The 12405-nt window shown below is 68.0% G+C and carries 11 protein-coding genes; 7 read left to right on the forward strand and 4 right to left on the reverse strand.

Annotated features, from left to right (window positions below; all coding sequences use genetic code 11):
* Nucleotides 1–30 precede the first annotated feature (30 nt).
* On the forward strand, nt 31–1068 hold the full coding sequence (locus tag LXT23_RS30810) for a 6-phosphofructokinase (protein WP_253983920.1): 1038 nt from the start codon (nt 31–33) through the stop codon (nt 1066–1068).
* 88 nt (nt 1069–1156) lie between these two features.
* Nucleotides 1157–2800 (forward strand): long-chain fatty acid--CoA ligase, encoded by a 1644-nt coding sequence (locus LXT23_RS30815; protein ID WP_253983921.1) that lies wholly within the window; start codon nt 1157–1159, stop codon nt 2798–2800.
* Nucleotides 2801–3103: 303 nt separating this feature from the next.
* Here the strand turns inward: LXT23_RS30815 and LXT23_RS30820 are convergent, their stop codons facing one another.
* Nucleotides 3104–3424: a hypothetical protein gene (locus LXT23_RS30820; protein WP_253983922.1), complete on the reverse strand. Its 321-nt coding sequence runs from the start codon at nt 3422–3424 to the stop codon at nt 3104–3106.
* A 2-nt stretch (nt 3425–3426) separates the two neighbouring features.
* Nucleotides 3427–4302 (reverse strand): protein kinase domain-containing protein, encoded by an 876-nt coding sequence (locus tag LXT23_RS30825; RefSeq protein ID WP_253983923.1) that lies wholly within the window; start codon nt 4300–4302, stop codon nt 3427–3429.
* A gap of 216 nt (nt 4303–4518) precedes the next feature.
* Here LXT23_RS30825 and LXT23_RS30830 point away from each other — a divergent pair, with 216 nt between their 5' ends.
* The 5 genes from LXT23_RS30830 (at nt 4519) to LXT23_RS30850 (ending at nt 10706) form a co-directional block, all read left to right on the forward strand.
* Entirely contained in the window at nt 4519–4971 is a 453-nt protein-coding gene (locus tag LXT23_RS30830) for a helix-turn-helix domain-containing protein (RefSeq protein WP_253983924.1), read from the forward strand.
* 498 nt (nt 4972–5469) lie between these two features.
* Nucleotides 5470–8202, forward strand: coding sequence for a DUF3427 domain-containing protein (locus LXT23_RS30835; protein WP_253983925.1), 2733 nt, complete (start codon nt 5470–5472; stop codon nt 8200–8202).
* A 16-nt stretch (nt 8203–8218) separates the two neighbouring features.
* The gene (locus LXT23_RS30840) at nt 8219–9175 is read left to right on the forward strand and encodes a DUF2381 family protein (RefSeq protein WP_253983926.1); all 957 of its coding nucleotides are present in this window, start codon (nt 8219–8221) and stop codon (nt 9173–9175) included.
* Between the two features lie 239 nt (nt 9176–9414).
* Nucleotides 9415–9726: a hypothetical protein gene (locus tag LXT23_RS50435; protein WP_323379101.1), complete on the forward strand. Its 312-nt coding sequence runs from the start codon at nt 9415–9417 to the stop codon at nt 9724–9726.
* Between the two features lie 143 nt (nt 9727–9869).
* Complete coding sequence (locus LXT23_RS30850; RefSeq protein ID WP_253983928.1) at nt 9870–10706, forward strand: alpha/beta fold hydrolase; 837 nt, start codon at nt 9870–9872, stop codon at nt 10704–10706.
* Nucleotides 10707–10742: 36 nt separating this feature from the next.
* Here the strand turns inward: LXT23_RS30850 and LXT23_RS30855 are convergent, their stop codons facing one another.
* Both LXT23_RS30855 and LXT23_RS30860 read right to left on the reverse strand, forming a co-directional pair.
* Nucleotides 10743–11303 (reverse strand): GNAT family N-acetyltransferase, encoded by a 561-nt coding sequence (locus tag LXT23_RS30855; RefSeq protein ID WP_253983929.1) that lies wholly within the window; start codon nt 11301–11303, stop codon nt 10743–10745.
* A gap of 91 nt (nt 11304–11394) precedes the next feature.
* A complete protein-coding gene (locus tag LXT23_RS30860) occupies nt 11395–12369 on the reverse strand; it encodes an alpha/beta hydrolase (protein WP_253983930.1) in 975 nt (324 codons plus the stop codon).
* Between the last annotated feature and the right edge of the window lie 36 nt (nt 12370–12405).

Raw genomic sequence — 12405 nt, forward strand, 5'->3', positions numbered from 1 at the left:
CTGGCGCGGGGCGCGCTAGAACATTCTCATATGAAAGTTGCCGTACTGACCGGCGGGGGCGACTGCCCCGGCCTCAACGCAGTCATCCGCGCAGTCGTCCGCCGTGCCGCGGAGCACGGCTTCGAGATGATGGGGCTCCGCGATGGGTGGAAGGGCCTGCTGGAGGACAACCACTTCCGGCTCACCCGGGAGACCACGTCCGGCATCCTCCACCGGGGCGGCACCATCCTCGGCACCTCCCGCGTCAACCCCTTCAAGGTGGAGAACGGCCTGGAGCGCGTGAAGCGCGCCGTGGAGCGCAACGGCATCCACGCCATCATCGCCATCGGTGGCGAGGGCACGCTGTCGGCCGCCACGCGCATGTCCCAGGAGGGGCTGCGCATCGTCGGGGTGCCGAAGACCATCGACAACGACATCAACGCCACGGACTTCACGTTCGGCTTCGACACCGCGGTGGAAATCGCGACGGAGGCCATCGACCGGCTGCACTCCACCGCCGAGTCCCACAAGCGCGTCATCGTCTGCGAGGTCATGGGACGGCACGTGGGCTGGATTGCCACCTACGCGGGCATCGCCGGCGGCGCGGACGTCATCCTGGTGCCGGAGATTCCGGCCGACCTGGCGAAGGTGGCCGAGCACATCCAGCGCCGCCACGCGGGCGGGCGCACCTTCTCCATCGTCGTGGTGGCGGAGGGCACGCGCATCAAGACGTCCTCGGACCAGAGCGAGCAGCTCGTCACCAGCGGCGCGCTGGACGAGGCAGGCCGGCCGCGCCTGGGCGGCGTGGGCACCATCGTCGCGCACGAAATCGAGCGGCGCACCGGCTTCGAGACGCGCGTGTCCGTGCTGGGCCACATCCAGCGCGGCGGCGCGCCCACGCCGCATGACCGCGTGCTGGCCACCCGCTACGGCGTCCATGCCTGCGACATGGTGGCCCGCGGCGAGTTCGGGAAGATGGCCGCGCTCAAGGGCAATGACATCGTCACCGTGGACCTGGCGGACGCCACCCGCGAGCTGAAGAAGGTGCCGAAGGAGTTCTTCGAGGTGGCACAGGTGTTCTTCGGCTGACGCGACATTCCCCCGAGGCCCTGAACCCGGGGCCCGGGGTTCCGGTAGCATCGGCCCCCTCACTCCTCACGGACAAGGGATGGTGCCGATGCTCGCCGGACGGATGATGGACTTCCCGCTCACCCTGACCCACTTCCTGGAGCGCGCGCGTACGTACTATTCGCGCTCGGAAATCGTCAGCCGCAACCCCGACAAGTCACTGCACCGCTACACGTTCGCGGACTTCTACAAGCGCACGTGCCGGCTGATGAACGCGCTGACGCGGCTGGGGGTGAAGCCCGGCGACAGGGTCGCCACGCTGAGCTGGAACCACTACCGGCACCTGGAGGTGTACTACGGCGTGCCGGCGATGGGCGCGGTGGTGCACACGCTGAACCTGCGCCTGCACCCGAACGACCTGGCCTACATCGCTCGGCACGCGGAGGACACGGTGGTGGTGGTGGACCACTCGCTGCTGCCGCTGTTCGAGAAGTTCGCGGCGCAGGTGCCCAGCCTGCGCCACGTCATCGTGGTGCCGGACTCGGGGCCGGCGCCGGAGGGGAAGCTGGACTACGAGCAGCTCCTGGCGGCGGAGTCGGAGTCCTTCGACTTCCCGAAGCTGGAGGAGAACTCGGCGGCGATGCTCTGCTACACGTCGGGGACGACGGGCAACCCGAAGGGCGTGCTGTACAGCCACCGCTCCATCGTGCTGCACACGCTGGCGTGCTGCATGCCGGACGCGACGGGCATGCGCGAGGCGGACACGGTGCTGCCGGTGGTGCCCATGTTCCACGCGGCGGCGTGGGGGCTGGCGTTCGACGCGGTGCTCACGGGGGCGAAGCTGGTGTTCCCCGGGCCGCACCTGGACCCGCTGTCGCTGCTGGAGCTGATGGCGGCGGAGAAGGTGACGATGGCGGGCGGGGTGCCGACCATCTGGCTGGGAATCCTCGCGCTGCTGGACCAGGACCCGAAGAAGTGGGACCTGAGCCGGGTGCGGTCGATGCTGATTGGCGGCTCGGCGGCGCCGCCGTCGCTGATTGACGGCTTCAAGCAGCGGCACGGGCTGGAGGTGGTGCACGCCTGGGGCATGACGGAGCTGAGCCCGGTGGGCACCATGGCGAAGCTGAAGGGCGAGCTGCGGGACGCATCGCAGGAGGCGCAGCTGGCGGCGCGGGCGTCGCAGGGCTTCGCGCTGCCCTTCGTGGAGACGCGGGTGGTGGCGGACGACGGGCGGATTCTCCCGTGGGACGGGAAGACGATGGGCGAGCTGGAGGTGCGGGGGCCGTGGGTGGCGGGCTCGTACTTCGGCGGCGAGGGCCCGGACCGCTTCACGGCGGACGGGTGGTTCAAGACGGGGGACGTCGTCACCATCGATGGGGACGGGTATGTCCGCATCTGCGACCGGTCGAAGGACGTCATCAAGTCCGGTGGCGAGTGGATTTCGTCGGTGGCGCTGGAGAACGCGCTGATGGCGCACCCGGCGGTGCTGGAGGCGGCGGTGTTCGCCGGGAGGCACGCGAAGTGGGACGAGCGGCCGCTGGCGGCGGTGGCGCTGAAGCCGGGGCAGACGGCGACGAAGGAGGAGCTGGCGGCGCACCTGGCGAAGCAGTTCGCGAAGTTCTGGATGCCGGATGACTACTTCTTCGTCCCGCAGATTCCGCGCAACTCCACGGGCAAGTTCCTCAAGAGCAAGCTGCGTGAGGAGTACGGCGAGCACCTGATGAAGAATCAGGGCGTGAGCTCGGCGGGGTAGACGGCGGAGCTGATGAAGCCAGCACGCCGGTCCTCATGGAGTCGCGTGCTGGCTCCACTTTGAATCACCTTAGCGAGTAGCTCGTGAACTTCGACGACCTTCTCGCGGAGCTCACACGAGCTCACTTCCCGACCCCACCCGCGCCCCCCTGTGTCAGGGAAGTTGTCGCCTCGGCTGACGTGCCGGGCTGACCACCCCACGGAGGAGAGAGAAGACAGGACGCGGGCGGAAGCCCTCCCAAGCTTCGTGGATTCAGCGTACGGCGCTCCAAGAGGCTGGCTCCCGGAGCGCCGCGTCACCGAGTCAGATCCGGACAAAGAACTCCCGCGACCCATCCAGGTTCCGCACCCAGGCGGAAACTCCCATGCGCCGGAGCACGGCGGCCGCGAGTCGCATGTCCGCCGCGGGAACCTTGAGTACCTTCTGGGGCACACCGCTTTCCAGGAGCCGTTCCACCGCCAGTCGCAGTCGCGCGAAGGTGCCGGACTTTTCCACCTCTGTCCCCCAGACCCTGTTCCGGGACAGCGCGTCCAGCCGCCTTCCGCTCGGCAACAGAACTTCGACTCGGCCACCGAAGCCCGCGGAGCGGTACTTCGCCCACCGATGCGCGTTCGATTCGGCCATGGTCAGTCCTTGCTCGCCGCCAGGAGGAGACCCGCGCCCACGAACAGCGCCAAGGCGACCGCGACCCCCACGCCATACGACGAGGTCGGGGCCGGGGCCGGAGGCGGCGGAAATGAAGTCCGGAGCGTGTTCCGCTTCGGAAGGAAGTGCTGGACCGGAGCTGGAGCCGACGCCCGGGCCCGCTGCGCTTCGAGCCGCATCCGGACCTGGCGGATGTTGGGCCGCAGCCGCACGTCGGGCGAGAGCATCTGGTTGATGAGCTGCTCCAGGTCGGGCCACCCCGGAATCTGGATGCGTAGCACCTCACGGGGCTGGGGCTCCTGGCCCACCAGGAGCGCGAACGCCACCGCCCCCAGGGAGTAGATGTCTCCGGACTGGGACGCTGTCCCCTCCGGAGGCATGTAGCCCGGCGTTCCGCCAGTGTGCTGGCCGAACATGACCGTCTGTCCCAGGCCGCCCCGGGCAAGGCCGAAGTCCGCGAGCTTCGCGCTCCCGTCCTTGTGCAGGATGTTCCCGGTCTTTAGGTCGCCGTGGAACGCGCCCGGCGCGGAGTCATGGATGTCCTCCAGCCCCTGGGCCACCGTGAACAGGTAACTCAGGACCCGCTCCACGGACGCCCGCTGGCGGACCAGGGGCGTGAGGTCCCCGTCCATCAACTCCATCGCGAAGCCCCGGCGCCCGTCCTGGAGCGACACAGGCTCCAGGTACTTCACGACGTAACGGCCCTGGTGCCGCTGGAGCCGCCGAGCCTCGTCGTCGATGAGCCGTTGGTTCTCCGGTGAGGCGTCCTTCGGGAACTTGGCGACGAACAACTGTCCCGCCTCGTCCCTGCACTTCAGCAGTGTGCCCAGGCCACCGCCCGGGAGCTCTTGCAGCATCGTGATAAGTCCTTGAATTTTCATAGGTTTCTTTCGTTGGCGCCCTTCAGGCCAGGGGGTAATCGGTGGGCGGGCCACCGGCCAGGCATACGAGCGCTTTCTCGATATAACCTACGAATTCGTGCTGGCAAGCTGACATAGGAATTTTATTCCGAAGCACAGGCCCAATTCCTTTGACCTGGAAGCGCCTGGGACTCCGGTTTATGAAGGTGGGCCATGTCACGCGCGCACAGCCCCCACGGGGGACCGGACTCCAGGGAAGGCGAGGCCTATGGTCTGGTGCTGGGCCAGGTGATTGCCCAGCTCCGGAAGCAGCATGGGGACATGACCCAGGCCGCGCTGGCCCATCGGCTGGGCATCTCCCAGTCGATGCTGTCGAAGATCGAAAGCGGAAAGCAGCCGGACGCGTACCTCTTCAGTCAGCTTGCCCGCGTGTTCGGGCTTGAGGTCCAGGCGCTGGACGCCCAGGTCCGCGAAGCGATGAAGCGAGCGCAGCGGGCCGCTGCGGTGGTGACCGAGCAGCCCAAGGCATCATCCCCGGGTTGGGGAGAGCTACTCGCGCTGGCCGGCTTCGTGGGCCTGGTGGTGTTCGCGGTGGCGGCGGTCGTCGGCGACGACGCGAAGCCAGTGCCGGAGCCCTCGCCTCAGCCCAAACCGAAGCCCCGGTAGGTCAGGGGTCCAGCACTCCACGCGCCACCTGTACCTCGACGCCTACCTGCGGCTCAACGCGTGGTTCTTCGCAGTGCGCATCACCCACTTCTACTGCTTCAACGTCACCGTGGGGTTGGTCGCCAACCTCCCCGCTCGCGCGGCTGGCGCTGAGCGGGTACCGCTGGGCCGGGACCAGCGCGGCAGCGACGGTCCGCAGGGGTGTGGTTCTCATCCTGAGCGACTGAGCAGCAGGCTGTGGCCCCTTCCGGCGACACATGGCGCAAACCTGTCGGACAGTCGGACAGGTTGGTCAGGCCGCGCCGGGCAGCCGCCTCGGGACTCAGCATGAGAGCCAGACCCTTTGGGACTACCTGAGCCGGTAGGTCGCCACGACCGTGTCGTGGTCGGAGTGGAGGCGGCGCTCGTCGTTAGTCCGGACGTGCTCCAGTTCCCGGTCCCAGGTGGATCGGGTTGCGCACCTTCCGCCGAAATCATCCCCAAACTAACCTGGCTCCGATGTCCCTGGCCTCCGAGCACTCGGTCCTGAACTTCCCCGGCGAGCTGCGAATGCTCGACATCGTGCGAGCCGGACTGGCACGAGCCGAGGAGGCGCGCTTCGCGATCTCCTTCACCCGCTCCAGCGGCCTGCAGCTCCTCGTGGACCCGCTCCGGGAAATGGCCAGGCGAGGGGGCCGCATCAAGCTTCTCACATCGACCTATCAGGAGCTGACGCAGCCCGAGGCGCTGGAAGCACTCCTGAAGTTGGAGGGTGTCGAGTGCCGGGTCCAGGAGGGCCGCACTCCTTTTCACGCCAAGTTCTGGTGGTTCAATGGGAACACGGTCGGTGAATGCTGGGCGGGCTCCTCCAACCTCACCAAGGGCGGTCTCGCCACCAATCTCGAGTGGAACATCCGCGCCTCGGGGCCCGAGAGCCTCGAGCAGACCCGGCGGCAGTTCGACACGCTCTGGACCCGGCCCGATGTCCGCCCCCTGAGCCAGGAGCTGATCCGGTGGTACCAGGGCCGGCGCCGCCGGGAGCGTGTACCCGCTCCCCCGCTGCTGGCAGCGGATGCGCCACGGCCACGGCCGGAGCCCAACCCGGCGCAGCGTGAAGCGTTGCGGAAGCTGGCCGAGCTGCGCGCGAGAGGTGAACGCCGCGCGGCGGTCATCGCCGCGACCGGGCTGGGAAAGACGTATCTCGCGGCCTTCGACGTGTCCGCGAGCGGTGCGCGGAACGTCCTGTATGTCTCGCATCGCCTCGAACACCTCACGCAGGCCCTCAGGGCCTTCCGTGACGTGCTGCACGACCACCAGCTCGGGTTGGCCGGTGGCGGGCACCTGGGGCTGGACGCGGACGGGGTCTTCGCGACGGTGCAGGGCCTTCGTGACAACACCGCGCTGCTCGGGCGCAAGTGGGACTACGTCATCATCGACGAGTTCCATCACGCGGAGGCCCCGAGCTATCAGCCGCTGCGCCCCCTCCTCCAGGACGCGTTCCTCCTGGGGATGACGGCCACGCCTGAACGTCAGGACGGGCACGACGTGCTCGAATGGTGCAACTGGAACATCGCCTACGAGATGCGCCTCCCCGAGGCCATCGAGCGCGGCTGGCTCCTGCCCTTCCATTACTTCGGCATCGCGGACGAGACCGTCGACTTCGCGCGGGTTCCCTGGAGGAACGGGAGGTTCTCCATCGAAGCCCTGGAGCGGGAGCTGTCCATCGACACGCGCGCCGAGCTGGTGCTGGAGCAGGCGCTCCTGCGCGGCTTCGACGGTCCGAAGCGCGCGACGGTGGGCTTCTGCGCCAGCATCCGCCACGCCCGGTTCATGGCGGAGGCCTTCAAGCGGAGGAACCAGCACGCCGAGGTCGTCTCGGGAGAGCAGCCCGTCGAGGTGCGTGAGCACCTTTACCGCAGGCTGGCGGACGTGGACGACCCGCTGGAGTGGCTGTTCGCCGCGGACGTCTTGAACGAGGGCGTCGACATCCCGGCCATCAACTCGCTCCTCTTCCTGCGCCCCACGGACTCCGCCTCGCTGTTCCTCCAGCAACTGGGGCGCGGGCTGCGCCTGTATCCGGGAACGGAGGTGCTGACCGTCCTCGACTTCGTCGGCCATCATCGGAGCAGTTGGGCGTCCCTCAAGGCCCTTCACTTCCCCCAGGGCACGGGGGCCCGCGCCGACATCCAGGGCTTCACCCTGAAGCCTCCTCGCGACTGCGAGGTCATCCTGGAGCGGCGCACCCAGGAGTTGCTGGAGAAGAGCCGCAGGGAAGTCACGCGGCGTGAGCGCTGCACCGGAGCCTATCAATCACTCCGGGAGGCGCTCGGCCGGTCTCCGCTTCCCCTCGACCTCTGGCACCGCGACGAGCTGCCCGAGCTGAGTGACTTCCGCGAGGTCTTCGGCACCTGGCTCGACTGCCAGCAGGCACATCGAGACCTGCCGCCCTGGGCGGTGGGACTCCCCGAGCACCATGCGGTCCGGAGGTTCCTGAGGGCCCTGGAAGTAGACTGGCAGGCCCCCCGGGTTGGCCCCTATGCCCTGCTCTGGGGACTCATCACCCGGCCCGAGCAGCCGGAGGCCGGCTACGAGGAGTTCTTCCGAAAGTACCCCCAGTGGCAGGTCGAGCACGTACCGATCGAAGCCTCACGAGCATGGAAGACCCTGGCCACGAAGCTTCCGGCAGATCTGCTCTCCGGGGGCCGCCTGAGCCCCATCCTCTTCGAGGGCATCGGACCCGAGCTGCTTTCCCAGGTGGAGGGACGCCTGCTGTACACAGTGAACAAGGACCACCTGGAGCGCCACGGCGGCGTCCTGCGGAGTCCCTCGGACCTGGCACATCACGTCCCCTACACACGCCCTGAAATCGTCCGCCACTTCGGGAAGCAGTACGACCCCATCCGCCACAACACCGGCATCCTGTGGTTCGACCAGCACGGCGTCATCATCACCAAGCTCGACACGAGCGGCGCGAAGGAGACGCACCGTTACCAGAACCACTTCCTCTCGGAGCAGCGCTTCTCGTGGACCAGCCAGAACAAGATGACTCGCGCGAACAACGCGGGCCGGGAGGTGCTGGAGCACGCGCGGAACGGAGTGTCACTCCACCTGTTCGTCCAGCGGCGCTCACACACCCCCGCCTTCTACATGGGCGAGGTACGAGCCACGGAGGCACGAGGTGATGCCCCCATGACCGTCATCTTCGAGCTGGACCGGCCTGTCCCACATTTCCTACGCCGAGACATTACCTGATAGGTTCTCCGGCGATATGACTACGTTCCAGGGAACCTGGGCAAGAGTGGCCACCACGCTCGGACTCCTGATGCTGGCCATGCCTTCGGGCGCCCAGTCTCCGGAGTGGCAATCCTTCGCCGACCTGCCGAGGCCCCGGAACCTCTTCGTGTCGAAGGACCCCAAATCTGCCGTGCCGCAGATAAGCGTCGCGGGAGGTGTGGCCACCACGCTGCGCTTCGAGAAGCCGTGCGACCCGAGCCGGACCCGGCTCCTGGGCTGGGAAGGCCGCTTCGAGCCACTGCTTGTCGGTGGCAGGTCGGTGCTCATCGTCCCACTCCGGACCCTGGCGGCCGGAGAGCGCTTCCTGCTGCACGTCACCCTCATGGACGGAACTTCAATTCCCTTCACCGTGACGTCCAACAGGTACCTGACCGACGGACAGGTGAACGTCTACCCGGACGCAGAGTCCCCCGAGGCCGTGCGCAAGGCGCTGGCGGAGAAGCAGAAGGAGAATGAAGAACTCCTCGCCGAGAACCAGCGCCAGCGCGAAGAGGAGACTTCCGCCAACCATGCCCTGGCCGCACTCCTCGCCACCGGCCAGCTCAAGCTGACTCCGTTCAAGAAGCAGGAGGTATGGAGACTGTATGAGGACGGCGTCGAACTCGAAGTCGCCGTCATGCTGACCCGTGAAGCAGTGCCGAGAAGAAAGGCGGCGGTCGTCTTCAAGGTAACCAACAAGGCGCCTGCGGGACCATGGGAGTTGCAGGAGGCTCGGCTCATGAACGCGGAGACCTTCAAGCAGCTCCCCGTCGCATTGCGGATGGCCCCGGCGGCCATCGTCCCTGGAGCCACGGGTCACGTGGCGCTCGTCACTGACCTGGCGTCGTTCGGCCCGACCACGGCCGACACCAAGCTCATCCTGGAACTCTTCCGGAGTGGCGGGCTTCGGCAGGCCTACGTCGAATTGAAGCCCCATGATTGGCGACGCTGACCGTGCGCCGCACGCAGCTTGGCGAACGCGTTCATTGAGAAGTAAGTGCCCACACCATGTGCTCGACGAAAGTCATGCTCTTCTCAGCCCTCGTCATCGCCGCGTCCACCGGACTCGGGTGCACCACGGGTTCCGGACCATCACTGCGTGCAGATGGGAGCCCAGGGCCTCAGGAGTGCCCCAGCAAGGCCCTGGAGACGATGAGAATCCTGCGGCTCCGGCCCGGAGATAGCTCCTCCGTGGAAATTGACGCCAACCAGAGCAGGCAGACCCCTCTGACGGTCTATGAGGGGCCCGTTGAGAGCTACCTGACCGAGGATCTCGGCTATCTCCCTCCCGTGACCCGCCTCTACGGACGGATCTGGACCGGAGGCCCGAACGTGGTGATTCGGTACTATGAGGCGCGCCCGCCCGACGGGGAGACCATTCCCATCTGCGCCGTGGCACGCCTGACCTATGGCGGCCTCAGAAAGAGACCGGGCTCCGCTCCGGGCACGGCCGTGCTCGAGTTCTCCGGTACTGCCATCTTCATCGTGGATGCCTTCCGCTGAGCCCAGCTCCCGGGGCGGTCCGCAGAATTCTTCGCGGGGCATGTTGAATCCGCCGTCCCTCGATGCCCTTCCTCTTTATCGCGACAATCGCCCTGCTCTTGTCAGGCTGCTCGGCCCAAACCATCAAGAGAGCCGACACCCTCATGAAGGAAGGTCCCTTGCCCCAGCAGCCCCCGAAGTCTGGTCACGCGCCGGTGAACGGCCTCAACCTCTATTACGAAGTTCACGGCACCGGAGGAGGCACGCCCCTCATCATCCTGCATGGCGGCTTCCGCATGGCGGCGCTCCTGGGCGAGGTGCCGAAGCAGCTCGCGGAGGGCCGGCAGGTCATCGCCGTCGACCTCCAGGGCCACGGCAGGACGGCGGACGTCGACCGACCGCTGCGCTACGAGTCCATGGCGGACGACATCGCCGCGCTCATCACCCACCTGGGCTTCCAGCAGGCCGACGTCATGGGCTACTCGCTCGGTGGAGGCGTCGCGCTCCGGACGGCGATTCAACACCCCCAGCGCGTCCGGAAGCTCGTCATCGTCTCGGCGGCCTACAGCCACGACTCCTGGTACCCGGAGGTTCGTGACACCTTCGCGCAGCTCAACCACTCCCTGCTGGAGTTCATGCGCGAGTCGCCCGAGTACCAGACGTATGCGGCCCTCGCGCCGCGTCCGGACGACTTCCCTAAGCTGCTCGACAAGATGGGCGAGCTGCTGTCGCGCAGCTACGACTGGTCGGACGAGGTCCCCCGCATCTCCGCCCCGACGCTGCTCATCTACGGGGACCATGACGGCATCTCGACAGCGAAGATGGTGCGCTTCTTCGAGCTCCTCGGCGGCGGCCAGAAGGACCCGGGCTGGGATGGCAAGGGCATGTCGAACGCCCGCCTCGCCATCCTCCCCGGGCGCACCCACTACAACATCTTCGACTCGCCCGAGGTCGTCGCGAAGGCCAGCGCCTTCCTCGCCACGCCCATGGCGGAGCAGTAGGAGCCCCGCCCCAAAGCAAGGCTCCGTCGGCTCGGGTCACCGCTTCGTGGCCCGGGCCCACTCCCTGCCGAGCAGCGCGTACAGGAACTCATCGCCCCAGGCGCCCTTGAACCAGGCGTTCTCGAGGTAGTGCCCCTCGCGCCGCATGCCCACGCGCTCCAGCACGGTGGCCGCCGCGGTGTTCTTCGCGTCCGTCACCCCGATGACCCGGTGCATCTGGAGCGTGTCGAACGTGTACCCCAGCAGGGCGCGCACCGCCTCCGTGCCCAGGCCCTTCCCCTGGTGCTGGCGCGACAGCGTGAAGCCAATCTCGCCCGTCCTCACGTCGTCATCCGTCCGCAGCGCGCAGTCGCCCACCAGCGCGTCCGTGTCCTTCAGCGCGATGGCGAACTGGAACCACCCAGGCTCTCCAGGCTGGCGCCCGTGCATCGACTCGATGAGCGCGCTCCCACGCTTCGCGTCGTAGTCGCTCCAGCTCTGATAGCGCGCCACCTCGGGGTCGTTCCGGTAGGCCACCAGCGCCTCCAGGTCGTCCGCTCGCAGCCGCCTCAGCACCAACCTCGAAGCCACCACCCTGTCGAACTCCGGCACCGCCATGGTCATCCTCCACTGGACCCAGGCATATCCCGGAGTCGCCGCAGGCGGGACGGCCTGGCCTCCCCGTCCCTGACATCTGCACACCCCTTCGTCAGGGCCTGGCAGTGCCACGCTCGGCCAGGAAGTCGAGCAGGGCCTGGCGGAGCTGGCTGACTCCCGGCTCCTCCACCGGGAAGTGTCCGGCGTTCTCCAGCAGCACCAGTCGCTTCGGGACGCTCAGGCGCTCGAAGAAGGGGCGTGACACGGAGACGTGCGTCCACCGGTCGTCGGCCGGGTGCGCCAGCAGGACGGGACACACGTCGAACGACTCGGGCGGCACGAGCGGCCCGGACTCGAGGAACGTGCGCAGGAAGCGCCCCGGCATCCATGTGCCTCCCGCGAGCGGGTCCGCGGCGATGGCACGCGACAGCTCCACCGAGTTGGAGATGGCGAGCATGTTGCCCGCCAGCCGCATGGGCACCGGCAGCGGGTCCGTGAGGAACGGCAGCGCCGTCAGCATGGGCCCCGAGAGCCCCGCCATCCACGGCCAGCGCACCATGCGGCGGCGCACCTCCGGGTCCTTCGGCGCCAGGAAACACGTCGCCACCAGCCCCGAGGGGATGCGGGTCCGCGCCGTCACGTCATAGGCCAGCATGCCTCCCATGCTCGCGCCGAAGACGACGAGCGGACGCCGCGTGCGCCCGGCCTCCACCTCCAGCACCCGGGCCAGGGTGTCGCGCCAGTCGTCGTAGACCAGCGCGCGCTTGTCGCGCACCTGCGTCAGCCCATAGCCGGGCAGGTCCGGCGCGAGGACCTCGTACCCCTGCGCGGCGAGCATGGCCCCGAAGGGGGCGAGCAGGCGTCCGTTGCCGCCGCCTCCATGGACGAGCACGAGCGTCGCGGGCGCTTCCGGCCGGCGCCAGGCGTCCAGGTGGACGCGGAACGGCCCCACCTCCAGCCACTCCTCGTCGGGCATCGGCGCCCCCGCCCCGCCCAGCCGCAGCTCCGGAGGCAGCAGCGCCTGGATGTGGCGCCAGCCTGGCTCATGGGTGGCATACGTCGGCGGTGATTCCGGGGGGCGGGACATGATGACTTCCTTACGGCTCCCGCGCCGCGAACGGCA

Source organism: Pyxidicoccus xibeiensis (genome assembly GCF_024198175.1).
Classification (GTDB): Bacteria; Myxococcota; Myxococcia; order Myxococcales; family Myxococcaceae; genus Myxococcus; species Myxococcus xibeiensis.

Coding starts and splice junctions, on each gene's coding strand:
- LXT23_RS30810 (WP_253983920.1), top strand. CDS start 31: ATGAAAGTTGCCGTACTGACCGGCGGGGGCGACTGCCCCGGCCTCAAC.
- LXT23_RS30835 (WP_253983925.1), top strand. CDS start 5,470: ATGTCCCTGGCCTCCGAGCACTCGGTCCTGAACTTCCCCGGCGAGCTG.
- LXT23_RS30850 (WP_253983928.1), top strand. CDS start 9,870: ATGAAGGAAGGTCCCTTGCCCCAGCAGCCCCCGAAGTCTGGTCACGCG.
- LXT23_RS30825 (WP_253983923.1), bottom strand. CDS start 4,302: ATGCTGCAAGAGCTCCCGGGCGGTGGCCTGGGCACACTGCTGAAGTGC.
- LXT23_RS30860 (WP_253983930.1), bottom strand. CDS start 12,369: ATGTCCCGCCCCCCGGAATCACCGCCGACGTATGCCACCCATGAGCCA.
- LXT23_RS30820 (WP_253983922.1), bottom strand. CDS start 3,424: ATGGCCGAATCGAACGCGCATCGGTGGGCGAAGTACCGCTCCGCGGGC.
- LXT23_RS30815 (WP_253983921.1), top strand. CDS start 1,157: ATGCTCGCCGGACGGATGATGGACTTCCCGCTCACCCTGACCCACTTC.
- LXT23_RS30855 (WP_253983929.1), bottom strand. CDS start 11,303: ATGGCGGTGCCGGAGTTCGACAGGGTGGTGGCTTCGAGGTTGGTGCTG.
- LXT23_RS30840 (WP_253983926.1), top strand. CDS start 8,219: ATGACTACGTTCCAGGGAACCTGGGCAAGAGTGGCCACCACGCTCGGA.
- LXT23_RS30830 (WP_253983924.1), top strand. CDS start 4,519: ATGTCACGCGCGCACAGCCCCCACGGGGGACCGGACTCCAGGGAAGGC.